We start from the raw sequence: 23,682 nt of genomic DNA on the forward strand, positions 1-23,682 counted from the left end.
CCCCCTTTTTATTGTTCACCGCCGGTTACGCCATCCCGCGCCCGGCGTCAGGAGTTCCCGTGTCTGCCGTTTACCCCCAAGAGGCCTTTGCCGTCCCAGCTTCCGTCAGCCCACCTGCGGTTAACACCGAAGTGGTACTGGAGCTACGCAACCTGACCAAGACCTACGCCCGCCGCCGTGGCCAGAGCGCGCCGCCGGCGGTGCAGCAGGTCAGCCTCAAGCTGCGCCGTGGCGAAGTGCTGTGCCTGATGGGCACCTCCGGCAGTGGCAAGTCCACCTTGCTGAGGCATATCAACCGGCTGATCGAGCCCAGCAGCGGCGAGGTGCTGATCGACGGTGCGGCCATCAGCCAACTGTCCCCCAAGGAACTGCGCACCCTGCGTTCGCGGCGCATCGGCATGGTGTTCCAGCACTTTGGCCTGCTGCCCCATCGCAGCGTGCGGGACAACGTGGCCTTGCCCCTGGAACTGCGCGGCGAACCCGAGGCCCAGCGTCACGCCGCAGCTGATGTGCAGCTCAAGGCCATGGGCCTGGACGGCTGGGGCGAGCATTACCCCCATGAACTGTCCGGCGGCATGCAGCAGCGGGTCGGCCTGGCCCGGGCCCTGGTCAGCGAGCCGGACATCCTGCTGATGGACGAACCCTTCAGCGCCCTCGACCCGACCATCCGCCGCGACCTGCAAAGCCACTTTCTGCAGGTGGTGCGCGAGCGTGGCATCAGCACCTTGCTGGTGACCCACGACCCGGCGGAAGCCCTGCGCCTGGCGGACCGCATCGCCGTGCTGCGCCATGGCCAGCTGATCCAGCTGGGCACGCCCGGCGAGCTGCTGGAGCAACCGGTGGATGCCGAAGTGGCGGACTTCTTTCAGGACCACGGGGCCCGTAGCGAGCAGCCTGTGACGGTCTTGCCGCCCCCGGCCAAGCGCGTGGCGCTGCCAGCTCCGGCCAGTCCTGGATTGTCCTGTGCCCGGGCGCTGCTGCTGGGGCCGGCGGCCCTGGCTGCCAGCGGTCGCGGTGGCCTGTACTGGCTGGGTTTCGCCCTGGAACTGGGGGCCGCCGCAGCCCTGGGGCAGGGGCTGACCACGGCCAGCCTGGCCTGGGGCGCCTTGGCGCTGATTGGCGTGCTGGCAAGTCGCCTGTTGAGCCTGACTTTGGCTCGTCGCCCCAGCCGCCAGGGCCGTTGCGACTGGCGCCTGCCGTGGCTGGTGTTGCTGCTGTGCCAGGCCCTGGTGCTGTGGCGGGTACTGGCCAGCGATGCCTCTGGCCCCTGGCTGCAATTCCCCGCCGACCGCCTGCTGCTGCTGGGTACCGCGGCGGCCATCGACCAGTGGATCGGCTGGTCCCAGGTCACTTTTGAAAGCACCTTTGTCGGCGTGATAGTGGCCGTGCGCACGGTGATCGACAGCATTGAGAGCCTGCTGGGCTGGTTGCCCTGGCCGGTGCCGGCCCTGGCCCTGGTACTGCTGGCCTGGCGCAGCGCCGGTGCCGCCCTGGCCCTGACCAGCGCCGCTGCCTTGCTCTACATCGGCCTGTTCGGCTTCTGGGAGCGGACCATCGCCACCTTGGCCCTGGTGGGCTCCTCGGTGCTGATCTCGCTGGTGCTCGGTGTGCCTGTCGGCATCCTCCTGGCCAAGCGCGCCCTGGCCCGGCGCCTGATCATTCCGCTCTTGGATGTGATGCAGACCCTGCCGACCTTTGTGTACCTGATCCCGGCGGTGGCGTTCTTCTCGGTGGGCAAGACCCCGGCGGTGATCGCCACGGTGATCTTCGCCCTGGCGCCGATGATCCGCCTCACTGCCCTGGGGATTCAGGAAGTGCCCAAGAGCGCCGTCGAAGCGGCCCTGGCCCACGGCGCCACGCCGTGGCAGATCCTGACCAAGGTCGAGCTGCCCCTGGCCGCCGGTTCCTTGCTGCTGGGGATCAACCAGACCCTGGTGATGAGCCTGTCGATGGTGGTGGTGGCGGCGCTGATCGGCGCCGGTGGCCTGGGCTACGACGTGATGACCGCGCTGCGCAATATCAAGGGCGGCGAAGGCGTGCTGGCTGGCGTGGCCATCGTGTTCTGCGCGCTGGTTCCCGACCGCATCATTCAAGCGACCCTGCGCCAGCGGGATCGCACGTTGCATCAAGCATGAGGTGTCCCGTGAGCAAATCGTTTTCCCGTACCCTTGGCGCCGCGGCGCTGCTGTTGGGTTTGTCCCTGCCGGTGCTGGCCAAGGACAAGATCGTTATCGGCGAACAGAACTGGACCGGCGCCATCGCCATCCAGAACATCCTTGGCGAAGTGATCAAGAGCCGTCTCGACGGCGAGGTTTCCTACCTCGCCGGCGACGTACCGGTGCTGTTCGCCGCCGCTGCCAAGGGCGACGGCTCGGTGGATGTGCTGACCGATATCTGGCTGCCCAATCAATCCGCCGCCTGGGCCAAGTACGTCACTGGCGGCACCCGCTCCCTGGTGCCCAACAAGCAGCCGTACCTGGGGGTGCAGGGCTTCTACATCCCTGGTTACCTGCAAGACAAATACGGCGTGAAGTCGGTCTACGACCTGCAAAAACCTGAAGTGGCCAAGCTCTTCGAACCCCTGGGCGGCGGCAAGGCGCAACTGCTGGTGGGCCCGGCGGGCTGGGAGTCGACCTATATCGGCCAGATCAAGGCCAAGGATTTCGGTTTTGCCGATAAATTCGAATCGCTGTCCACCGAGGCCTCGGTGACCTACGCCAAGCTCGCCGCGGCCTACAAGGCCCAGCGCGGGGTGGTGTTCTACGCCTACACCCCGGACTGGATCTTCTCCGCCTTCGACCTGCGGCGCCTGGATGAACCGGCGTTCGACGGCTACGCCCAGGACAACAAGAAGGGCGACCCGCTGTACAAGGCCGACGGCTGCTGGAAATTCATCAGCCCGACAGTGGACGCCGACTGGCTGAGCAAGAGCCAGATCACCTGCGCCTACCCCGATGCTCGGGTGTATGTGCTGGCGTCCAGCGCCCTGCAGAAACGCGCGCCACGGATTGCCGCCTTCCTGGAGAACTTCAGCATCGATCCCCAGGCGTTGAATGACCTGATTCTGAAGATCGAAAAGGAACAGCAACCGGCAGCGCAGGCGGCCAAGGAATGGGTGGCGGCACATCCGCAGATCGTTGATGGCTGGCTGGGTGCCAGTGGTGAAAAAGTGGGAGCGATTCAATGAGTGGAATTGAACAGGCGACCTTTGGCGCCGGCTGCTTCTGGGGCGCGGAAGCCGCGTTCCGGGCCCTGCCAGGTGTGGTGGATTCCCGCGTGGGCTACGCCGTGGAAGCGGCGGACGAAGCCTTGCAGATCGAAGTGGTGCAGGTGGATTTCGACCCGCAGGTGCTGGCCTATTCGAGCCTGATCGAACACTTCTGGGGCCTGCACGATCCCACTTCGGTGGATCGCCAAGGGGAGCATGGCGGGGTGAAATATCGCTCGGCGATCTTTCACACCAACGCCGTGCAGGCCGAACAGGCGAGGGTGGCCAAGGAAGCGCTGCAAGAGTCTGGTCGCCTCAACAAGCCCGTGGCCACGGTGATCCTGCCCCTGGGCCGCTTCGACCTGGCGGATGAAGCGCACCAGCGCTACCTGGAGAAGAATGGCCTGAGCAGTTGCCAAATCTAAGCCGCAAGCTTGGAGCTTAAGTTTATGCAAGTTGCTCTTCGTGGCGAGGGAGCTTGCTCCCGCTGGGCTGCGCAGCGGCCCCAAACCCTGATGACGCGGTGCATCAGGTGAGGCCCAAGCGGGAGCAAGCTCCCTCGCCACAGGTAAGTGGACAAGACGCCTACGCAACCCGCCACTGAATCACTTCCAGTACCTCGCAACCTTCTCGGGTGAGCAGGTGCACACCACGGGTGATGCGAGTCAGGTCGCAATCGCTGATGTCTTTCGGCGCCAGGGTAGACAGGCTGTCCATCAGGTCACGCACCACGGCGCTACTGGCCAGGTCGCTCAAGGGGGCTTGGGTGTCGAGGTAGAACACTGGGTGTTCGGTGTCGTGGGTGTCGATGGGGGTGAAGCGGGGGAGGTGATGGTCAGTCATTGGTACTGCTCCTGTGCTTGGAGCAGTCGGCCTTGTTGTCGAGCGAAGGGAGCAGGGCAGTGGTACGCAAGCAGGCTGGCCGGGCATAGGGCAACAGCACACCTTGAGGTGTCCCGCGCACCACCGTCATCACTCTTGATCGCTGGGTACCAAAGCGACTGCAAGCAGGGTTGAAGGTGGATGCGTTCCTATATTCGACCGGCCAAGGTCGTTCGCGGATTTGGCTGCGACGGGGGGACTATAGGAATGATGTTGGGGTGGTGCAACTGGGTGCTCAGGGGGATGTTTGAGCGGGTATTTCGTTATTGAGTGAGCGGGGTACATATCCGTTGCTGCGGGTGTGGCGGCTATTGGTTTCGCCCTTACGGCGACTCACTTTTGAAGAGCGCAAAAAGTAAGCAAAACGCTTCTGCCCCCGCATCCGGCGCCTCGCTCCGGCATTGCTCCGGGGGCACGCCGCCCCAGGCCATCCATGGCCTGGGGCGGCTAGCTCGGCATCCTTGCCGAGCTGCCCCCTGCGCAATGCCTGCACTCGGCCTCCTGAAGGGGCAGGAAGATCAAGATCAAAAGCCAAAGCCAAAGCCAAAGCCAAAGCCAAAGCCAGATCAAAGGCCGAAGCGATGCAGAGCCTGTTTTCCTCAAACGCCCTGCAAGACCCTCAACGCAGCCTGAGCCAAAAAGCCCGATCGGCTTTTCTGTTCCGGATGATGTTTCACATATTCATCTATTCGATTCAGCAAATAGCCCGGCAGAGTGATGTTGAGTTTTTCCGCCTTGCCCATGTAGCGGGTGACATCGATATCAATCACGGCCCAAGTGCAGCCTTGATACTGGGGATTGGTGGCGTGGAGGGTCACTGTCCGTGCTGTGGGAATGGCTGCTCCTTCTTCGGCCAGTAATTCCAGGTGGCCTTCGATGGCTTCGCGGGCCATGGCCATGGCGTCGTCGAGGTCGTCTCCGGCGGAGAAGCAGCCAGGAATATCGGGTACTTCCACACCCCATGCGTGTTGGTCGTCACCGGGAAGAATCGCAATGGGATAGAGCATGGACTGATCCTCCTTCGGACCTGTGAGTGCTGAGCCTGGGTCGTTAGAGCCGGGCTTGTTTCAAGATGCTGTTTACCGTTTTGGCCAGTAGATCTTTTTTGGGATGGGGGATGGTCACCAGGCCTGGCTTGCTTGGATGCTTGAAGTGGTGGTGACTGCCCTTGACCCTGACCAGGTACCAACCATCCGCTTCGATTTGAGCGATGAGTTGCCGGCTGTTCACATCACTTTCAACTCCCTGTCGTGCTGGTGGGTATGATAACTACTTTTTTGACGCCCACACTACCAGCAACTGTCGGCGACGCCTATAGAGATACCAGGCCGATACCTCGGTCAGGGCTGCTTTCGAGCTTGCGGTAGCGACCAACAAGGCCGGGGTTGCTCTGGCTGTTGATTTTGATCTTGCCGACCCCGTTAACCACGATGGAGGGACAGGGGCAGCTCCAAGCGGCAAGCCTCAAGCATTTAGCTTGCCGCCAAAGATTTACCGCACCGATGGTTTGCCTGCATGCCGGGCTGAAAACTCTGTTTGCATCACACAAATCAGGACCTTTCGCTCAACCGAAAGAGAAGCGGCTGACTACAGCTTTATGGCGGGTCGCTGGATGATGGGGCGGCATCCAGCGAACAGGGCCTTGTCCATGAATCAACACGCCGAAGCGGTAACGACCTCCACCGATGTGGCATTCAACGAAGTGGCGCAAATGATCAGCGCCGCGCGGCAACGGGCGGTGCGAGCGGTGAACAGCGAACTGGTGGAGCTGTACTGGCAGGTTGGCGCCTATATCAGCCGCAAGATCGAAGCGGCGGAATGGGGCGATGGGGTGGTCCAGCAACTGGCGGATTACCTGGCACGGCAGCAGCCGGGGCTGCGGGGGTTTACTCGGCGTAACCTGTTCCGCATGCGTCAGTTCTATGAGGTCTATCGAGACGAGCAGAAAGTGTCAGCACTGCTGACACAATTACCCTGGACCCAGAACCTGATCATTCTTGCGCAAGGTAAACGGCCAGAAGAGCGTGAGTTTTATTTGCGCATGGCGCTCAAGGAACAGTGGTCTACCCGAGAGCTGGAACGGCAGATCAAATCGGCCCTGTTCGAGCGCACGCTAAGTCGCCCGGTCAGCGTTTCGACAGCCTTGAAGCGCACCCACCCCGAGGCGCCGGGGCTGTTCAAGGATGCCTATATGCTGGAGTTTCTCGGCCTGGCCCAGGGGCATGCCGAGGCCGATCTGCACCAGGGGCTGGTGCGGCAACTCAAGGATTTCCTGGTGGAAATGGGGCGCGACTTCTGCTTTGTCGCTTCGAACTATCCATTGCAGGTCGGCGGGCGTGATTTTGTCCTGGACCTGCTGCTGTTCCATCGCGGTTTGAATTGCCTGGTGGCGGTTGAACTCAAGGTCGGGCGCTTCGAGCCGGAGTACCTGGGCAAGCTGGATTTCTACCTGGAGGCCCTGGATCGTCAGGTAGGCAAACCCCATGAAAACCCGGCCCTGGGCCTGCTGCTCTGTGCCAGCAAGGAGGACGAGGTGGTGGAGTATGCCCTCAACCGCTCACTCTCGCCGGCGCTGATCGCCGAGTACCGGACCCAACTGCCGGACAAGCAACTGCTGCAGGCCAAGCTGCAGGAATTCTATGCCCTGGACGCGCAAGCGCTGTGAGGCTGGCGGCATCTGCTGCTGGGTGGTTTTCCCGAGTGCTGGTGTAAGTCGAATAAGCACCGTTTTCCGAGCCACTTACCCCTCGCTCAGCTCCTGCTCACCACCAAACCAGTCTTCCAGCCGTCCGCTGGCTTGCTCCTTGACCTCGCCATTGATATGCGCCGCCACGGTCACCACCGAGCTGGCCAGCACCCCAAGGTCATCCACATAGCCGGCCCCGGGCAGCAGGTCGGGGATGATGTCCAGGGGCAGGACGAAGTAGCCCAGGGCGGCGTAGATGGTGGTCTTGGCCCAGATCGGGGTCTGTGGGCGTTGTGCGGCATAGTAGAGCCACAGGGCCTTTTCGATCAGGCTGCGGCCCACTCGTTTGGCGTAGCGGCCGATCTTGCGCCAGAGGCAGCGGTCGAAATTGTCTTCAAGGGAATGGGCGGACATGGCGAACTCCTGGATGCACACGAGGCCCCGGCAGGCCAGCGGCAGGTCACATGCGCCGGGGTTGAACCATGGTGCTAGGGGGTGTCCGCGCTGGGCAGCGGTAAGGATTTCCCTCGGCAAGCGCCTTGAGCTGGGCGCCTGGCTATCGCTGTCGGCGCTTCTCTAGAACCTGGAACAACAGCATGCCCAGCAGCATCGCCGCGCCGAACACCCAGGCCTGCCAGTGCCCGGCGGGTAGCAGTACCAGCGCCGGTCCCGGGCAGATGCCGGCGATGCCCCAGCCCACGCCGAACAGCAGGCTGCCGAGGATCAGCCGGCGGTCCGGATTGCGCTGGGTTGGCAGCTGGATCGGCGCTCCCAGCAGTGAGTGCGAGTGCCCCATGGCCCAGTGCATGGGCCACCAGGCCACGGCAATGGCGCCGAGCATCACCAGGGCCAGGGACGGGTCCCAGTTGCCTGCCAGGTCGAGAAAGCCCAGGACCTTGGCCGGGTTGGCCATGCCCGCCAGCAGCAGGCCGAGGCCGAACAGCAGCCCGGCGACGAACGCGCTGAGTTTGCTCATGACCACCACCCCAGCCCATGCCGTATCACCCACACCGTGGCAAAGCCCATGGCCATGAAGCACAGGGTGGCGACCAGCGAACGCGGCGCCAGGCGGGAAATGCCGCATACGCCGTGGCCGCTGGTGCAGCCGGCGCCGTAGCGGGTGCCGAGGCCCACCAGCAGCCCGGCGCCGATCAGCCCAGGCAGGCCACTGTGGAACTCGGCCTCGGGCAGGGCGTGGAACAGCCCCCAGAGCACGGGCGCCAGCAGCAGCCCGAGGATAAACAGGGCCTTTTCGCCCCGGCCTTCGCTGCCCGCTTGCAGCAGGCTGCCGAGCAGGCCGCTGATGCCGGCAATGCGGCCGTTGGCGAGCATCAGCAACGCGGCGGCAAGACCGATCAGCGCCCCTCCGGCCAGGGCCGACCAGGGGCTGAAATGCAGTGAGTCGAAGAGCATCGAGTGTTCCTCCATGGGTTGCTTGCAGGCACTGTGTAGGAACCGGCTTGCCGGCGAAAGGGCCTTGTTGGTGTGCTTGTCTTGGCGGCGCTTTCGTTGGCAAGCGGAACGCCGCCCGGCCAGCTCCTACAGTGGGTGTTGCCCCGTGCCAGGTGGCTAGCGGGGCAGCAGGTTCAACGCGCCGGCGGCCAGCAGCAGGGCTGCGAACATGCCGGTGATGGCGAACAGTTGCTGCAGGCGCGGGCCGGCCAGGTGGCTGGCCACTTGACGACCCAGCACCAGCCCCAGCACCGCGCCCAGGGCGAAGGGCGCGCCCACCGCCCAGTGCATCACTCCACTGACACTGGCAGTCACCACACTGCCTAGGGACACCAGGGCAATCACCGCCAATGAAGTGGCGACGATGCTCTTGCTGTCCAGGTTGGTGTAGCGGCTCAGGGCGGGAATGATCACAAAACCGCCGCCCACTCCCAGCAAGCCGGAGAGCAGGCCCGAGAGCATGCCGGTGAAGGTCAGCGCCCGGGCGCAGGGCAGGGTCCAGCGCAGGCGGCCCTGGGCCGGGTTGAGCACGCAGGGCAGGAAGGCCGGGCGCGGCGCGGGTTGCCCCTGCTTCAGCTCCAGGGCGGCTTTGCGCAGGATGCGCCCGCAGGCATACAGCAGCACCAGGGCGAACAGCAGGGCCAGGGGCGTGTTGGGCAAACGATGGGCCAGCCACAACCCCAGGGGTGCCATAAGGATGCCGATGCCGGCGACGAAGCCCGCCGCGCGGTAGCGCACTATGCCCTGGCGCAGACCCAGCACCGCGCCGACGCTGGCCGCCAGGCCCACCGCCAACAGGCCGATGGGTGCGGCCTCGACCATGCTCAGGCCGAGGCCGAAGACCAGCAGCGGCACCGCCAGAATGCCGCCGCCGGCGCCAGTCAGGGCCAGGATCGCACCAATGATCGCGCCCAGCCCGGCGCCCAATAGACTGTGCTCGGTCATGCTTTGCCGTTGTCCGTGCGTAGGGTCGGTTGCGCCAGCCATTCATGGCCCTTGAGCATGCCGCGCCAGTACAGCGGCGGCAGAATCATCTCCTTCAGCCACCAGGCGCGGCGGGTGGCTTGGCGACCGTCCAGCAGCCAGGCCGGGAAGCTCGGCGCCAGCTTGCCGCCGTAGGTGAATTCGGCGAGGACGATCTTGCCCCGTTCCACGGTCAGTGGGCAGGAACCATAGCCGTCGTAGTGGGCCAGCTGGCTCAGGCGCTTGAGGGCCACCAGCACATTGTTGGCCACCACCGGCGCCTGCTTGCGCGCCGCCGCGGCGGTCTTGGCGTTGCTGGTGTTGGTGGCGTCGCCCAGGCCGTGGATATTGGCGAACTGCTTGTGACGCAGGCTGTGGGGGTCGACATCGACCCAGCCGGCGGCATCCGCCAGGGGGCTGTTGCGAATGAAATCCGGGGCGCATTGCGGTGGCACCACGTGCAGCATGTCGAAGCGGCGTTCCAGGGTTTGCTGGCTGCCATCGGCCAGGGTGCGGACAAAGGTCGCGCGCTTGGCCGGGCCGTTCACCGCCACCAGGTTGTGGCCGAAATCCAGCTCGATGCCGTACTTCTTCACGTATTCCATCAGTGCCGGCACATAGTCGGCGACACCGAACAGCACGCCGCCGGCATTCAGGAAGCGTGGCTTGATCTGCCCCAGGCGGCCACTGCGCAGCCAGTGGTCGCAGGACAGGTACAGGGCCTTCTGCGGTGCCCCGGCGCACTTGATCGGCATGGGCGGCTGGCTGAACAGCGCCTCGCCCTGCTGCAGCTGCTGTACCTGTTCCCAGGTGTAGGGCGCCAGGTCGTAGCGGTAGTTGGAGGTCACGCCGTGGTTGCCCAGGGCCTGGGGCAGGCCGTCGATGGCAGCCCAGTCGAGCTTGAGCCCGGGGCACACCACCAGTTGGTCGTAGGCCAGCACCTGGCCGTCATTGAACACCAGGGCGTTGTGCTCGGGTTCGAAACGGCTGACCGCCTGCTGGATCCACTGCACGCCCTTGGGCGTCAGCGAGGCCATGCTGCGTTCGGTGGACTGGGCGCTGAACACCCCTGCGCCCACCAGGGTCCAGCCGGGCTGGTAGTAGTGGTTGTGGGCCGGGTCGATGATCGCCACGTCCAGGTGCGGATCGCGGGACAACAGGCTGGCGGCGACAGCGATGCCCGCGGCACCGCCGCCGACGATCAGCACCTGGTGGCTGCCGTTGACGGCGCGCGGGGCTGGGTTGATGGGACGCATGGCAAGTTCTCCGTGTGGAGTCAGTAATAGTTATAGGGTGTTGAGGGGGATCTTCAGGTAGCTCACACCGTTGGCCTCGGGCTCGGGGAACTGGCCGCTGCGCATGTTCACCTGCACCGACGGCAGGATCAGTTGCGGCATCTCCAGGGTCGCGTCGCGGGCTTCGCGCATCTTCACGAAGCTGTCTTCGTCGATGCCCTGGTGGATATGGATATTGTTCGCCCGTTGCTCGGCGACGGTGCTCATGTATTGCAGCTCGCGGCCGTTGGGCAGGTAGTCGTGGCACATGAACAGCCGCGTCTGCGGCGGCAGGGCGAGGATCTTGCCGATGGAGCGGTACAGGGTGCGCGCATCGGCCCCGGGGAAGTCGCAGCGGGCGGTGCCGTAGTCGGGCATGAACAGGGTGTCGCCGACAAAGGCCAGGGTTTCCTCGCCCACCTGCACCAGGTAGGTCATGCAGGCCGGGGTGTGGCCGGGGGTGTGCAGGGCGCGGGCGCTGAGGTTGCCAATGGCGAATTCGGCGCCGTCTTCCAGCAGCACGTCGAACTGGCTGCCGTCGCGGGCGAAGGCCGGGGCTTCGTTGAACAGCGCGCCGAAGACCTTCTGCACCCGGGTGATCTGGTTGCCGATGGCCACCTGGGCCCCCAGCTGCTGCTTGAGGTAAGCGGCGGCGGAGAGGTGGTCGGCATGCACATGGGTTTCCAGGATCCACTCGACCTGGGCGTCCAGCTCACGCACCCGGGCGATCAGCCGGTCGGCGGATTCGGTGCGGGTACGGCCGGATTTGGCGTCGTAGTCCAGCACGCTGTCGATCAGCGCGCAGCGGCGGCTGGCCAGGTCCTGCACCAGGTAGCTGATGGTCCAGGTATGGGGGTCGAAAAAGGCTTCTACGCGCAGCGTATCGCTGATGATCATGGGCACTCCGGGCAAGGAAGGTGAGGGCAGTCTGCGCTGACGCTCGTCCCTGGGACCGTCAATAACCGTGCCAACCCGCAACGCACTGATTGGCCGCCTGTTTATTGAAGTAGAAGGCTGCCGAGGCCGCCATCAAGGCATTTTCGGCTCGACTGCCAGCGCCATTTGGCAGTGATATGGCAGTTGATGGCAGAAAATGGCAGAAAGCCGTGTGGTGCTTTAAGCTGCCGCGACTGTCCCGGAGTTCGTCATGTCCCTGATCGCTACCGACCTTGCTCAGCCGCCAATGGCTGCCCTGGTGTCCTACCTTGAACACGACCCGCAACCGACCATAGTGCTGGACACCGACTACAACATCATCGCTGCCAACAGCGCCTATCAGCGTCAATTCGGCGTGGCCGGCAAGGAGCATGTCGGCGCCAAGTGCTATCGGGTGTCGCATCAGTTCGCCGTGCCCTGCGACCAGGCCGGTGAGCACTGCCCGATGCGCAAGGCTCACGCCAGCCGCATGCCCGAACGCATGCTGCATATCCACCACACGCCCCGGGGCCCGGAACATGTGGATGTGGAGCTGCGGCCGATCCTCGATGCAAGCGGCGCGGTGGTGGCCTATGTCGAGCGCTTGAGCTCGCTGGCGGTGGCCTCGGTGCAACCGCAGCGGCAGGGTCTGGTGGGGCGCTCGGCACCGTTCAACGAGGCCCTGAGCGCCTTGCAACGGGCGGCACCGGCGCCGATTCCGGTGTTGCTGCAGGGCGAATCCGGTACCGGCAAGGAGCTCTTTGCCCGCGCCCTGCACGATGGCAGCCCTCGGGCCAGCGGGCCGCTGGTGGTGGTGGACTGCACCGGGCTGACCGAAAGCCTGCTGGAAAGCGAGTTGTTCGGTTATGAGAAGGGCGCCTTTACCGGCGCCTTGCAACGCAAGATCGGCCTGGCCGAAGCGGCCCATGGCGGCACCCTGTTTCTCGACGAGATCGGCGAAGTGCCGCTGGCCATGCAGGTCAAGCTGCTGCGCCTGATCGAATCCGGCAGCTTTCGTCCGGTGGGCAGCCTGCGCACCGTGCACTCGGATTTCCGCCTGGTGGCCGCGACCCACAAGCCGCTCAAGGAAATGGTCGCCGCCGGCAGCTTTCGCCAGGACCTGTACTACCGCATCAGTGCCTTTCCCATTCGCCTGCCGGCCCTGCGTGAACGCAGCGATGACCTGCCGTTGCTGATCGACAGCCTGCTGCGTCGCCTCGATCCCGGAGGCGTGCCGCGCATCGACCCAAGGGCCCTGGAGCAACTGCGGCTGTACAGCTACCCGGGCAATATCCGCGAGCTGCGCAATATTCTCGAGCGGGCGCGGCTGTTCAGCGATGACGGGGTGATCCGGGTGCAGGACCTGCCCCCTGAGCTGCGCGACGCGCCCGTGGCGCCGCCACTTGCCAGGCGCCGGGCCGGCAAGGACCTGGAGCAACTGGCCCATGCCCTGGAAGTGTTCGAAGGTTCGCGCAGCGAGCTGGCCAAGGCCCTGGGCCTGAGCGAGCGTACCCTGTACCGGCGGCTCAAGGCCCTGGGGCTGTAGCGCCAGGCGCTAGTGGCAAGTCGCAGCCCATGACCCACATGCCGATCTGCTCCATGTCGGTGCTGAAGGGCACCTCGCCGATCTGCCGCAGGCCGGCGCTTTCATAAAAGCGCCGGGCGCCCTGGTTGCTCTTCAGCACATCCAGCCACAGGCAGGATTCCCCGGCCTCGCTGGCCCGCTGCAAGACATGCTCCAGCATGCGCCGGCCATGGCCCTTGCCGGCCTGGGACTTGAGCAGGTAGATCTTCTGCAGTTCGGCGCCGGGCACGCCGCTGCCCGGGGTCGGACGATTCCAGTTGAGCTTGGCGAAGCCCACGGGTTGCTGCTGCGCATCCAGGGCCAGTAGCCACAGGTGCCGGTCGGTGGCGGCCAGGGATTCCTGCAGGGGTTGGGGGGCGAAGTCCTGGTCGAGAAACTGCTGCATGCCTGCGCGGCTCCAGATCGCCGAGAAATGCTCGCGGTAGGTGGCGCAACCTATGGCCTGCAGTGTGTCGAGATCGTGGCTGTGGGCTTCGCGGATGGTGATCATGCTTCGCTCCTTGGGGCTGGCGGGCGGGACGCAGCAGCTTAGCCTCTGGCACAGCGCGGCTCCAGCGCGTTGTGCCGGCAGGTCCAGGGCACGATGGCCAGCGCTGATGGTCGTACGTTGCAGCCCCTTGTCCACTCTGGAGACGCCATGAGCCAGGCCGTGCTTGCCACCGAAACCAATCGCCGCCAGTTGCAGCAGATCATTTCCGGTCTGTCGGACGGGGTGATCCTGATCGAGACCGACAAGGCCCGCAGCCTGCTCTGGGCCAATGAGGCGGCGCTGGCCATGCATGGGGTCGGGCGGGTCGAGGAGCTGGGCGCCAATGCCCGGGAATATGCCCGGCGCTACGCCTTGCGCTATCGCAACAACCACCCCCTGGCCCTGGCCAGCTACCCCATCAGCCGGGTGGCCGCCGGCGAAACCTTCAGCGATGTGGTGGTGGAAGTGCAGGCCGAGATCGACGGCGAGCCACGGCGCTGGGTGCACCGGGTGCGCAGCATGATTCTCACGGATCGCAGCGGCCAGCCGGAGTCCCTGGTACTGATCCTCAGCGATGCCACTGATTGGGCCAGCGCCGAGCAGCGCTTTGAAAAGACCTTCAGCGCCAACCCGGCGCCGGCGGTGATCTGCCGCCTCAGTGATCTGCGTTACATCAAGGTCAACGCGGGTTTCCTGGAAATGACCGGCTACGCCCGCGACCAGGTGATCGGTCGCTCGGTATACGAGCTGGATGTGCTGGAGAACGCCGAGCACAAGGACCTGGCCATCGAACGCCTGGGCCAGGGCGCGACCATCCCGCAGATGCAGGCCGAACTGCGCCTGCCCGAGGGCGGCAGCAAGCTGGTGATAGTTGCCGGCCAGCCCCTGGACATCAATGACGAGGACTGCATGCTGTTTTCCTTTATGGACCTGGAGCCACGGCGGCGGGCTGAGATCGCCCTGCGCCATAGCGAGGAGCGCTTTGCCAAGTCGTTTCGCCTGAACCCGGTGCCGACTCTGGTGTGCAGCGCCGAGCAGCAGATCCTCGATGTCAACGAAGCCTTTCTCGACACCTGCGGCTACAGCAGTGAAGAGCTGCTGGGCAAGACCCTGGCCGCCATCGACTGCCTGGCCGAGGAGGCCGCGGCGGGGGCGCTCTTCGGTCAGTTGGAGAAGGCCGGCAAGGTCAGCGGCCTGGACCTCAAGGTGCGCAAGAAGGGTGGCGAGCTGCTCGACTGCGTGGCCTATGCCGACACCCTGATACTCGAGGAACGCCCCTGCTATCTGCTGGTGCTGATGGACATCAGCCAGCGCAAGCGCTCCGAGCTGGAGCTGGTTGCCGCCATTGAAGAGGTGATGCGCGATGCCTCCTGGTTCAGCCGCACCCTGATCGAAAAGCTCGCCAATGTGAAAAACACCCGCACCTTCGAGGCGCCTGGCCTGTCCAGCGCCGACCTCACCGGCCGCGAACGGGAGGTGCTGGGGCTGATCTACCAGGGGCTGGCGGACAAGGAAATCGCCGCACGGCTGAAGCTGGCGCCCAATACCGTGCGCAACCACGTCGCCACCCTGTATTCCAAGCTGGATGTGCACAGTCGGGGCGAGGCCATTGTCTGGGCCCGAGAGCGCGGGCTGTTTGCCGGCGGGGCAGAGCGCAGCAAGGGCTGAACTGGTGCGGATGCACCAGGGCAACCAGTGCATTTGCGTCTTCTGTCGCGCCGCGGGTGTTTCTAGGCTGTGATTCTGCGGTGCTCCCGGTGCCGCAGCCTCACCTTCAATATCGCCAAAGGACCGCCAGCATGGGCAATCAAGCAATCAGGGATGCCGCGGGGCGTTCGGCTTTCGCGGCGCTGCCGTCGTCGGGGCAACCCTGAGGTGCCGGCCATGATCAGCCTGGCGCAACTGCGCGCCTGCATCGAACAGCGCCTGGCGCCCCTGGCCTGCAACTTCGTCAGTGCCGGCGACGGCACCCTGACCCTGCGGGTGTTCGAGCCCGAGAGCGGTCGGGTCGACCTGGTGGTCACCGGCCTGAACGCCAGGGCCCTGCACAGCGAGGCCGATGTGCTGAAGATGCTCGACGAACTGCTCTATGAACTGGCCAGCAACTCCCTCCAGAAAGCTTAAGGGCAGCGGCAAGCGGCAAGTTTCAAGCTGCAAGCTCAAAGCTTCAGGTCTGAAGTTCCTCCTCAGGCACTGGCGCTGATCTCTTGCCGCTTGCCGCTTGCCGCTTATAGCTTGGAGCTGGCCTCTATGATACTTGGGCGGCAATCCAGGCTCAGGCGCGCGCCGCCGCGTTCGCTGCTGCCCACCTCGAGCGTGAAGCCGTGCAGGCTGACAATGGCCGCGACAATTGACAGGCCCAGGCCAAAACCGCCCTGGGCATGGTTTTCGTCCATCCGATAGAAGCGCCGGAACACCGCGGCGCGTTGTGCCGGGGGAATGCCCGGGCCGGAATCCAGCACCTCCAGGCGCGGGCTGCCGCCGTCGTCGACGCCGCGCAGTATCACTTCGCCCCCCGGCGGGGTGAACTTGATCGAGTTGCTCAGCAGGTTGGCCAGGGCTTCGAACAGCAGGGCACGGTCGCCGGTCAGGCTGGGCAGGCTGGGCGGTGCGTCGAGCACCAGGCTCAGCTGGCCTTCCTCGGCCAGGGGCAGGTAGAAGTCGTGCAACTCCTGCAGCAGCGGCAGCGGGTCCAGCACCTTGAAGCCCGAGCGGCGTTGCCGGTCTTCCAGCTCGGAGATGCGCAACAGCCCACGAAAGCGCGCCATCAGGGTGTCGGCCTCGGCCAGCAACTGGTCCATCTGCAGGGCCTGGGGCGAACCTTCCTCGGCCTGTTGCTGCAGGCGATAGAGCTGGGCCCGCAGGCGAGTCAGCGGGGTGCGCAGGTCGTGGGCGATGTTGTCGCACACGCCCTTGACCTCATGCATCAGCCGCTCGATACGCTCGAGCATGGCGTTGACGATGGCCGCCAGCATGTCCAGTTCGTCGCGCCGGTCCGACAGGGGCAGGCGCCTGGTCAGGTCGCCGGCGATGATCGAGTCGGCGCTGGCCTGGATCTGCCGAATGCGCCGCAAGGGCCGGCGACGCAGCAGGTGCCAGCCGGCAACCCCGGGAATGATGGTCAGGGAAATACCCCAGAGCAGGGCGTGGAGAATAATCCGGGTGACCGCGAACAGCGAGCCGTTGTCCCGCACCAGCACCAGCCAGCGGCCGTCGCGGGTGTGGCTGGCCACCGCGTCGCAACTGTCCCGGGGCAGGCTCGGGTCGTCGGAGTCGATGCAGTTCTTCAGTTCATGGATCTTGCCGTCCAGGGGCAGGTCGTCGGGGATCTGGCGGATCGGCCCGCTCAACGGCCGGCGCTGTTCGTCGAACAGGCCGTAGGCGTCGATGGCGCGCATATCGAAGGTCATGCTGGTGGTCAGGGCTTCCACCAACTGCTCGCCCTCGAAACGCGCAAACAGGTGCTGGCGTTGCATCAGCGAGTGCTGGGCGAGGTTGCCCAGGTAGCTGGAAACCTCGTAGTACAGCACCCCCATGAGGATGCAGCTCCAGGCCACGAACAGCGTACTGTAGAGCGCCAGCAGGCGGCTGCTGGAGGAGCGCCAGCCGTTAGAGGGGTTCGGCGATGACATAACCCGAGCCTCGCACCGTGCGGATCAGCGGCGGCATGCCGGGCGGGTCGATCTTCTTGCGCAGGCGGCCGATATGCACGTCGATCAGGTTGGTTCCGGGGTCGAAGTGATAACCCCAGACTTCCTCGAAGATCATCATCCGCGAGAGGATCTGCCCGGTATTGCGCATAAGGAATTCCAGCAGCTTGTACTCGGTGGGCAACAGGCTCAGCAGCTGCTCGGCGCGGGTTGCCTCGCGGCTGATCAGGTTCAGTTCCAGGTCGGCCACCCGCAGGCTGGTGTGGAAATCCTTGACCGTGCTCTTGCGCCGCAACAGCACCTCGACCCGGGCCGCCATCTCGTCGGAGGCGAAGGGCTTGGTCAGGTAGTCGTCGCCGCCGGCGCGCAGGCCGCGCACCCGCTCATCGACATCGGACAGGGCACTGATCATCAGGATCGGCGTCGACACCCCAATGGTGCGCAGGGTGGTGACTATGGCCAGGCCGTCCAGCTCGGGCAGCATGCGGTCCAGGGTGATCAGGTCGTAGTCGCCGCTCACCGCGCGCGCCAGGCCTTCGCGGCCGTTGTCCACCCAGTCCACGTCGAGGCCATGGCTGCTCAGTTCGGCGACTATTTCCCGGGCCGTCACGGCGTCGTCTTCGATGGTCAGAATGCGGATCATTGCTTGTACCTGTTCAGCGGTTCGTGACACAGGAGGGCATTTTGCCAAGAAATCCCGGACAGGATTCTAAAAAAACTTTCATCCGGGCCACAGCCTGTAGTGCCGCATCCAGGCTGATGGCCACCGTGCAGAACGCCCGCCGGGAGAGCCCGGGCCAGGCAGTTTGCACGGCCGTGGATTGAGTCTCTATTGCAACTGATTGAAATTCAATGGTTTTTATGGGGCGTGCAACTGGCACGGTGACTGCACTGGTCCCTTCGAGACGTGTAACACCATTTTTCATGCCTGGAGCAGAACAACAATGAACAGACCTTCCGAACACCTGCTCGCCACCGCGGATGCCTCGAGTCATTACTCGGGGGTGTCCTGGGCGGCGATCTTCGCCGGCGCGGCTGCGGCCGCTGCCTTGTCCCTGATCCTCCTGATACTGGGCCTGGGCCTGGGTTTTTCCGCTGTATCGCCCTGGGCCGGCAGCGGCATCAGTGCCAAGGGGCTGGGGGTATCGAGCATTGTCTGGCTGGCCCTGACGCAGATCATCGCCGCCGGACTGGGCGGCTACATAGCCGGCCGCCTGCGGGTGAAATGGGCTAACTTGCACGGCGATGAAGTGTATTTCCGCGACACCGCCCATGGCTTCCTGGCCTGGGCCGTGGCCACCCTGGTGACCGCGACCCTGGTGCTGGGCTCGGCCAGCAGCGTACTGGGCAGTGGCGTGCGCGCCGGGGCCCAGGTGGTTGCCGGGGCTGCCAGCGCGGCGACCCAAGTGGCCGGCCAGGGCAGTGCAGAGGACTATGGGTACTTTGTCGACAGCCTGTTGCGTGACGACCGACCGCTGGCGGTCAGTGAAGATGCGGCCAGGGGCACGGTGTCGCGGATCTTCGTGCGCAGCTTGAGCAACGATGGCCAGCTCTCCGCCGCAGACCGCAGCTACCTGGCTCAAGTAGTGGCCCAGCGCACCAATCTCAGCCAGGCCGACGCCGAGCGCCGGGTCGACGAGGTGTTCGCCCAGACCCGCGAGGCCGTGGCGCACGCCAAGCAAGCGGCCAAGGAAGCCGCCGACAGCGCCGCCAAGCTGGCCGCCTGGACCTCGCTGTGGATGTTTGTCGCCCTGCTTTGTGGGGCGTTCTTCGCCAGCCTGGCGGCAACCTTCGGCGGGCGTCGCCGGGATGCCGTGGTGTGGATTGAAAGCGACCTGCAGGCGCGTACCGTAGCCCCGACCCCTGTTCACTGATCCAGGAGATTTCCCATGCGCTCATTACTCTTGTGGTTCCTCGGCGTGCCGATTCCGGTGATTATCCTGATCGCCCTGTTTGTCCACTAAGCTCCTTCCCAGGCGGCGTTAGAGCCGCTGTCCCTGTAGCGCTGCCGGCGGTTGCCGGCAGCGCTTTGTTGCGGCCCGGGTCACAAGTCCCTGCGGGCGGGGCACTGCTTTGGTGCGCCCCGGCCGTTTGCTTGGCCCAGATCAATACTCTTGTCCGACAAAACCACTAGATTTCCCCGCGCTCGGTCGCGACAGAGTTTCACGACCGCGGAGTTGCCACGTCCTCGCCCCAGGACTTAGGGCGGCAGGATGCCGGCACACCCCCTTACTTCTCACGGATGAACTGCCTATGCGTCAGATAGACCGCAATTTCGATATCCAGCCGCTGCAGCATGCGGACATGACCATCAGTCTCAATGGCCAGCCGGTCACTGCCGCCCTGGGTGAAACCGTGCTCAGCGTGATCCAGGCCACTGGCCTGCGCCAGGTGGCGCGCAATGACCACGGGCAGCTGGTGGGGGCCTACTGCGGCATGGGCGTGTGCCATTGCTGCCTGGTGCAGATCGACGGCCGCCACAAGCGTCGTGCCTGCCAGACCCTGGTCCAGCCGGGGATGCAGGTGCAGACCCTGAGCAATCGCATCGACGAGACGGAGCCCAGCCTATGAGCCATAACCCGGTAATAGTCGGCGGTGGGCCGGCGGGCATGGCCGCGGCCATCGAACTGGCCGAGCACGGCGTGCACAGCACCCTGATCGAAGAGGCCTCGCGCTTGGGCGGCGTGGTCTACCGCGGCCCGCTGCGCGACGGCGTGCAGCTGGATTACCTGGGCCCGCGCTACTGCGAGATGCTGGCCAAGCTGCACGGCGAGTTCGGCGATCACGAACAGCTGATCGATGTACGCCTCAACAGCCGGGTGGTGGGCGCCGAGGGCCACCACAGCCTGATGCTGCTGGACGCCCAGGAGCAGGTGCAGCGGGTGGAGTATTCGCAACTGCTGCTGGCCGCCGGCTGCCATGAACGCAGCGTGCCGTTCCCCGGCTGGACCCTGCCCGGGGTCAAGTTGCTGGGCGGCCTGCAATTGCAAATCAAGAGCGGGGTGGTCAAGCCCCAGAGCCCGGTGGTGATCGCCGGCACCGGCCCCTTGCTGCCCCTGGTGGCCTGCCAGCTGCATGCCTCCGGGGTGCGGGTGGCCGGGGTGTTCGAGGCCTGCGCCCTGGGCAAGATCGCCAAGCAGAGCCTGGCGATGCTGAACAAGCCGCAACTCTTTCTCGACGGCCTGAGCATGCTGGCCTACCTCAAGCTGCATGGCATCAGCCTGCGTTATGGCTGGGGCGTGGTCGAGGCCCAGGGCCAGGACGCCCTGAGCGTGGTCACCGTGGCGCCGTATTCCAGCGACTGGCGGCCGGACATGGCCAAGGCCGAGCGGATTGCCGCGCAGACCCTGGCGGTGGGCTACGGCTTTATCCCGCGCACTCAATTGAGCCAGCAGATGGGCCTCGACCACGGGGTCAGCGATGACGGCTACCTGCGGGTCAGCGCCAATGCCTGGCAGCAGAGCAGCGAACGGCATATTCACCTGGCAGGCGATATGGGGGGCATTCGCGGTGGCGAAGCAGCGATGCTCAGCGGCCGTATCGCCGCGCTGTCGATCCTGGTGCAGCGCCAGGTGCTGACCAATGAAGCGGCCCTGCAACGACGCCAGGGCTACGAGCGCAAGCTGGCCTCGATCCTCAAGTTTCGCGGTGCGGTGGACCGCTACACCGCGCGTGGCATCGGGCAGATAGACCTGCCCAAGGGCGACACGGTGATTTGCCGTTGCGAACACACCACCCGCAACGATATCGAGCGCGCCCTGAGCCAGGGCGTGCAGGACATGGCCAGCCTGAAGATGCGCACCCGGGTGAGCATGGGCGATTGCCAGGGACGGATGTGCGTCGGCTATTGCAGCGACCGCCTGCGCCAGGCCACCGGGCGCAAGGACGTGGGCTGGATTCGCCCGCGCTTCCCGTTGGATCCGATTCCGTTTTCCGCCTTTGCCGCGTCCACCCAGGAGGGTTCCGAACATGAGTAAGTATTACGACGTGGTGATTGCCGGTGGTGGTGTGATCGGGGCGTCTTGCGCCTATCAACTGTCCAAGCGCAAGGACCTGAAAGTGGCGCTGATCGACGCCAAGCGCCCGGGCAATGCCAGCCGCGCCTCGGCCGGCGGCCTTTGGGCCATTGGCGAGTCGGTGGGCCTGGGGTGCGGGGTGATCTTCTTTCGCATGATGTCGGCCAACCGCAAGCGCGAGGCCCAGGGTTCGGCGGTGGTGGTGGATTCCAGCACGCCGCATATCCTGCCGCAGTCGTTCTTCGACTTCGCCTTGCAGTCCAACGAGCTCTATCCGCGCCTGCACCGTGAGCTGATCGGCCTGCACGGCATGGACTTCAAGTTCGAGCAGACCGGCCTCAAGTTCGTGATCTACGACGACGAAGACCGGCTCTACGCCGAGCATATCGCCAGCTGCATCCCGCACCTGTCCGATCAGGTGCGCTGGCTCGACCAGGCGGCCCTGCGCGCCTCGGAACCCAAGGTCAGCCACGAGGCCCAGGGCGCCCTGGAGTTCCTCTGCGACCACCAGGTCAACCCGTTCCGCCTCACCGATGCCTACACCGAGGGCGCGCGACAAAATGGCGTGGATGTGTACTTCAACACCAACGTCACCGGGGTGCTGCACCAGGGCAACCGGGTCAGCGGGGTGCAGACCGCCGAGGCCGGGCTGTTCCATTGCTCGACCCTGATCAACGCCGCCGGCGCCTGGGCCGCCGAGCTCAGCCTGCAAGCCACCGGCATCGAGATTCCGGTGAAGCCGGTGAAGGGCCAGATCCTCCTCACCGAACGCATGCCCAAGCTGCTCAACGGCTGCCTGACCACCAGTGACTGCTACATGGCGCAGAAGGACAACGGCGAGATCCTGATTGGCAGCACCACCGAGGACAAAGGCTTCGACGTCAGCACCACCTACCCGGAAATCAACGGTTTGGTGCAGGGCGCGGTGCGCTGCATTCCGGAGCTGGCGAACGTCAACCTCAAGCGCTGCTGGGCCGGGCTGCGTCCGGGCTCGCCGGATGAACTGCCGATTCTCGGGCCCATGGACGGGGTCGAGGGCTACCTCAATGCCTGCGGACATTTCCGCACCGGCATCCTCACCTCGGCGATCACCGGCGTGCTGCTGGACAAGCTGGTGAACGACGAAGCCCTGCCACTGGATATCAGCCCGTTCCTGGCCCGACGCTTCGCCACCGCCCCGGTGAAGAAAGAGCCAGAGCCGGCCTGACGGCCCGGGCAATGCACGGCTTTGCGTAGGAGCTGGCTTGCCAGCGAATGTGTCCGTGAGAGCGGCGCAAGGTTTGCGGGCCCTTTCGCCGGCAAGCCGGCTCCTACGGAGCGTGCGTGGTTGCTACCTGCGTGGGCGCAATGCCCACCAGACCAGCCCCAGCGCCAGGCTGAAGACCCCGGTCAACCCGCCCAGGGAACCCGCCGCGCTGCCCTCAAGCAGGTTGGCCAGCAGCCCGCAACCGGCGCTCATGGCCATCTGGATAAAGAAGAACAACCCCGAAGCACTGCCCGCCACCGCCGCGTAAGGCTGCAGCACCGCCAGCTGGCAGGCTGGAATCGCCAACCCCACCGAATACATGATCACCAGCATCGGCAGCACTATCGCCAGTACGCTCTGTGGCCACAGGTTGCTGCTGGCCAGTAGCAGGCCGGCGGCCCCCAGGTTCAGCAGGCTGGCCCGGGCGATCAGTGGGTCGGCGCTGTAGCGCGCCGCCAGCCCCTGGAACATTCGCGAGCCCAGCAGGTAGCCGACCAGCGTGGCGGCGAACACCAGGGCATAGGCGTTGGACGACAGGCCCAGGCTGCGCTGGAGCAGCGCCGGCGATTGCAGGATGAACGGGAAATAGGTGCAGTACAGGCAGCCGATGGCCAGGGAATAACGCATGAAATAAGGGTCGCGCAGCAGGCGCAGGTACAGCCGTGGCAGGCTTTCGCTGGCAGCACTGGACAGCTGCAGCGGGCGGGTTTCCGGCAGTTTCACCAGCATCAGCAGGCCGATGCCGGCGGCAATCAGGCTCAGGCTGAGAAACATCCCGCGCCAGCCCAGCAGCTGATGGATCAGGCTGCCCAGCACGGGTGCCAGCATCGGCGACAGGGCAATGCCCATGGACAACAGGCCCAGTAACCGCGCCTGCTCCTGGGGCGTGCAGCGATCCCGCACCATGACCCGGCCCACCAGGGTGCCGCAGCATCCGCCCAGGGCCTGCAGCAAGCGTGCGGCCATCAGCACCTCGACGCTGGCGGCGAGCATGCAGGCCAGGCTGGCCACCAGGTACAGGGCCATGCCTGCCAGCAGTATCGGGCGCCGTCCGTAGCGGTCGCACAGGGGGCCGGCAAGCAGCATCGACAGGGCGTAACCGAGCATGTAGAGGCTCAGAGTCAGTTGCAGCTGGGCATCGCTGGCCCGCAGTTCATCGGCCATGGCCGGCAGCGCCGGCAGGTACAGGTCGATGCTGATCCGTGGCAGGCACACCACCACCAGCAACAGCAGGGTCCAGAGCCAGGGCGCCAGATCGGGCTGGCGGGTGGCGGAGAGGGTTTCGAGGCGGGCATTCATGGTGGGCTCGCAAGGGCAGGTGGCTGGAAACAACGAG

At 65.2% G+C, this 23,682-nt stretch carries 24 protein-coding genes; 11 read left to right on the forward strand and 13 right to left on the reverse strand.

What is annotated here, in order from left to right:
* The first annotated feature begins 59 nt into the window (after positions 1 to 59).
* From J4P02_RS12205 to msrA, 3 genes are read left to right on the forward strand one after another with little or no spacing between them, the layout of a single operon-like run.
* A complete protein-coding gene (locus tag J4P02_RS12205; RefSeq protein ID WP_426190458.1) occupies positions 60 to 2,135 on the forward strand; it encodes an ATP-binding cassette domain-containing protein in 2,076 nt (691 codons plus the stop codon).
* Positions 2,132 to 3,187, forward strand: a complete 1,056-nt coding sequence (locus J4P02_RS12210; protein WP_426190460.1) for a glycine betaine ABC transporter substrate-binding protein — start codon at positions 2,132 to 2,134, stop codon at positions 3,185 to 3,187. Before J4P02_RS12205 ends, J4P02_RS12210 begins: the two co-directional genes overlap by 4 nt.
* On the forward strand, positions 3,184 to 3,633 hold the full coding sequence (gene msrA / locus J4P02_RS12215; RefSeq protein ID WP_426190462.1) for a peptide-methionine (S)-S-oxide reductase MsrA: 450 nt from the start codon (positions 3,184 to 3,186) through the stop codon (positions 3,631 to 3,633). The genes J4P02_RS12210 and msrA overlap by 4 nt, the downstream gene beginning before the upstream one ends.
* Positions 3,634 to 3,793: 160 nt before the next feature.
* Here msrA and J4P02_RS12220 read toward each other — a convergent pair whose 3' ends face one another.
* The 3 genes from J4P02_RS12220 to J4P02_RS12230 form a co-directional block, all read right to left on the reverse strand.
* Positions 3,794 to 4,051: a hypothetical protein gene (locus J4P02_RS12220; RefSeq protein WP_426190464.1), complete on the reverse strand. Its 258-nt coding sequence runs from the start codon at positions 4,049 to 4,051 to the stop codon at positions 3,794 to 3,796.
* A 638-nt stretch (positions 4,052 to 4,689) separates the two neighbouring features.
* On the reverse strand, positions 4,690 to 5,097 hold the full coding sequence (locus J4P02_RS12225) for a type II toxin-antitoxin system HicB family antitoxin (protein WP_426190466.1): 408 nt from the start codon (positions 5,095 to 5,097) through the stop codon (positions 4,690 to 4,692).
* Positions 5,098 to 5,140: 43 nt separating this feature from the next.
* A complete protein-coding gene (locus tag J4P02_RS12230; RefSeq protein WP_426190468.1) occupies positions 5,141 to 5,320 on the reverse strand; it encodes a type II toxin-antitoxin system HicA family toxin in 180 nt (59 codons plus the stop codon).
* A 418-nt stretch (positions 5,321 to 5,738) separates the two neighbouring features.
* On the opposite strand from J4P02_RS12230, the gene J4P02_RS12235 reads away from it, so the two are divergent.
* Entirely contained in the window at positions 5,739 to 6,755 is a 1,017-nt protein-coding gene (locus J4P02_RS12235; RefSeq protein ID WP_426190470.1) for a PDDEXK nuclease domain-containing protein, read from the forward strand.
* A gap of 75 nt (positions 6,756 to 6,830) precedes the next feature.
* Here the strand turns inward: J4P02_RS12235 and J4P02_RS12240 are convergent, their stop codons facing one another.
* From J4P02_RS12240 to J4P02_RS12265, 6 genes are all read right to left on the reverse strand, one after another.
* Positions 6,831 to 7,190: a YkvA family protein gene (locus J4P02_RS12240; protein ID WP_426190472.1), complete on the reverse strand. Its 360-nt coding sequence runs from the start codon at positions 7,188 to 7,190 to the stop codon at positions 6,831 to 6,833.
* A 142-nt stretch (positions 7,191 to 7,332) separates the two neighbouring features.
* Positions 7,333 to 7,752, reverse strand: coding sequence for a DUF6691 family protein (locus J4P02_RS12245; protein WP_426190474.1), 420 nt, complete (start codon positions 7,750 to 7,752; stop codon positions 7,333 to 7,335).
* Positions 7,749 to 8,189: a YeeE/YedE family protein gene (locus J4P02_RS12250; RefSeq protein WP_426190476.1), complete on the reverse strand. Its 441-nt coding sequence runs from the start codon at positions 8,187 to 8,189 to the stop codon at positions 7,749 to 7,751. The genes J4P02_RS12245 and J4P02_RS12250 overlap by 4 nt, the downstream gene beginning before the upstream one ends.
* Before the next feature lie 156 nt (positions 8,190 to 8,345).
* Positions 8,346 to 9,173 (reverse strand): sulfite exporter TauE/SafE family protein, encoded by an 828-nt coding sequence (locus tag J4P02_RS12255; protein ID WP_426190478.1) that lies wholly within the window; start codon positions 9,171 to 9,173, stop codon positions 8,346 to 8,348.
* On the reverse strand, positions 9,170 to 10,447 hold the full coding sequence (locus tag J4P02_RS12260; protein ID WP_426190480.1) for an NAD(P)/FAD-dependent oxidoreductase: 1,278 nt from the start codon (positions 10,445 to 10,447) through the stop codon (positions 9,170 to 9,172). Before J4P02_RS12260 ends, J4P02_RS12255 begins: the two co-directional genes overlap by 4 nt.
* 30 nt (positions 10,448 to 10,477) lie before the next feature.
* On the reverse strand, positions 10,478 to 11,362 hold the full coding sequence (locus tag J4P02_RS12265; RefSeq protein ID WP_426190482.1) for an MBL fold metallo-hydrolase: 885 nt from the start codon (positions 11,360 to 11,362) through the stop codon (positions 10,478 to 10,480).
* Between the two features lie 250 nt (positions 11,363 to 11,612).
* On the opposite strand from J4P02_RS12265, the gene J4P02_RS12270 reads away from it, so the two are divergent.
* The gene (locus J4P02_RS12270; RefSeq protein WP_426190484.1) at positions 11,613 to 12,926 is read left to right on the forward strand and encodes a sigma-54 interaction domain-containing protein; all 1,314 of its coding nucleotides are present in this window, start codon (positions 11,613 to 11,615) and stop codon (positions 12,924 to 12,926) included.
* Here the strand turns inward: J4P02_RS12270 and J4P02_RS12275 are convergent.
* The gene (locus tag J4P02_RS12275; RefSeq protein WP_426190486.1) at positions 12,907 to 13,455 is read right to left on the reverse strand and encodes a GNAT family N-acetyltransferase; all 549 of its coding nucleotides are present in this window, start codon (positions 13,453 to 13,455) and stop codon (positions 12,907 to 12,909) included. The two genes, J4P02_RS12270 and J4P02_RS12275, sit on opposite strands and share 20 nt — an antisense overlap.
* A 147-nt stretch (positions 13,456 to 13,602) precedes the next feature.
* On the opposite strand from J4P02_RS12275, the gene J4P02_RS12280 reads away from it, so the two are divergent.
* A complete protein-coding gene (locus J4P02_RS12280; protein ID WP_426190488.1) occupies positions 13,603 to 15,102 on the forward strand; it encodes a PAS domain S-box protein in 1,500 nt (499 codons plus the stop codon).
* 216 nt (positions 15,103 to 15,318) lie between these two features.
* Positions 15,319 to 15,558, forward strand: coding sequence for a DUF1652 domain-containing protein (locus tag J4P02_RS12285; RefSeq protein WP_426190490.1), 240 nt, complete (start codon positions 15,319 to 15,321; stop codon positions 15,556 to 15,558).
* A gap of 104 nt (positions 15,559 to 15,662) precedes the next feature.
* Here the strand turns inward: J4P02_RS12285 and J4P02_RS12290 are convergent, their stop codons facing one another.
* Together J4P02_RS12290 and J4P02_RS12295 are read right to left on the reverse strand one after the other, a co-directional pair.
* The gene (locus J4P02_RS12290; RefSeq protein ID WP_426190492.1) at positions 15,663 to 17,066 is read right to left on the reverse strand and encodes a sensor histidine kinase; all 1,404 of its coding nucleotides are present in this window, start codon (positions 17,064 to 17,066) and stop codon (positions 15,663 to 15,665) included.
* Entirely contained in the window at positions 17,044 to 17,727 is a 684-nt protein-coding gene (locus tag J4P02_RS12295) for a response regulator transcription factor (RefSeq protein WP_426190494.1), read from the reverse strand. Before J4P02_RS12295 ends, J4P02_RS12290 begins: the two co-directional genes overlap by 23 nt.
* A gap of 301 nt (positions 17,728 to 18,028) precedes the next feature.
* Here J4P02_RS12295 and J4P02_RS12300 point away from each other — a divergent pair, with 301 nt between their 5' ends.
* From J4P02_RS12300 to hcnC, 4 genes are all read left to right on the forward strand, one after another.
* Positions 18,029 to 18,958, forward strand: coding sequence for a hypothetical protein (locus J4P02_RS12300; RefSeq protein ID WP_426190496.1), 930 nt, complete (start codon positions 18,029 to 18,031; stop codon positions 18,956 to 18,958).
* Positions 18,959 to 19,337: 379 nt separating this feature from the next.
* Positions 19,338 to 19,655, forward strand: a complete 318-nt coding sequence (gene hcnA, locus J4P02_RS12305; protein ID WP_426190498.1) for a cyanide-forming glycine dehydrogenase subunit HcnA — start codon at positions 19,338 to 19,340, stop codon at positions 19,653 to 19,655.
* Entirely contained in the window at positions 19,652 to 21,061 is a 1,410-nt protein-coding gene (gene hcnB, locus J4P02_RS12310; RefSeq protein WP_426190500.1) for a cyanide-forming glycine dehydrogenase subunit HcnB, read from the forward strand. Before hcnA ends, hcnB begins: the two co-directional genes overlap by 4 nt.
* The gene (gene hcnC / locus J4P02_RS12315; RefSeq protein ID WP_426190502.1) at positions 21,054 to 22,307 is read left to right on the forward strand and encodes a cyanide-forming glycine dehydrogenase subunit HcnC; all 1,254 of its coding nucleotides are present in this window, start codon (positions 21,054 to 21,056) and stop codon (positions 22,305 to 22,307) included. Before hcnB ends, hcnC begins: the two co-directional genes overlap by 8 nt.
* A gap of 123 nt (positions 22,308 to 22,430) precedes the next feature.
* On the opposite strand, the gene J4P02_RS12320 is transcribed toward hcnC, so the two are convergent.
* A complete protein-coding gene (locus J4P02_RS12320; protein ID WP_426190504.1) occupies positions 22,431 to 23,645 on the reverse strand; it encodes a multidrug effflux MFS transporter in 1,215 nt (404 codons plus the stop codon).
* Positions 23,646 to 23,682: the final 37 nt, after the last annotated feature.

It is taken from the genome of Pseudomonas sp. NFXW11 (assembly GCF_049887815.1).
Classification (GTDB): Bacteria; Pseudomonadota; Gammaproteobacteria; order Pseudomonadales; family Pseudomonadaceae; genus Aquipseudomonas.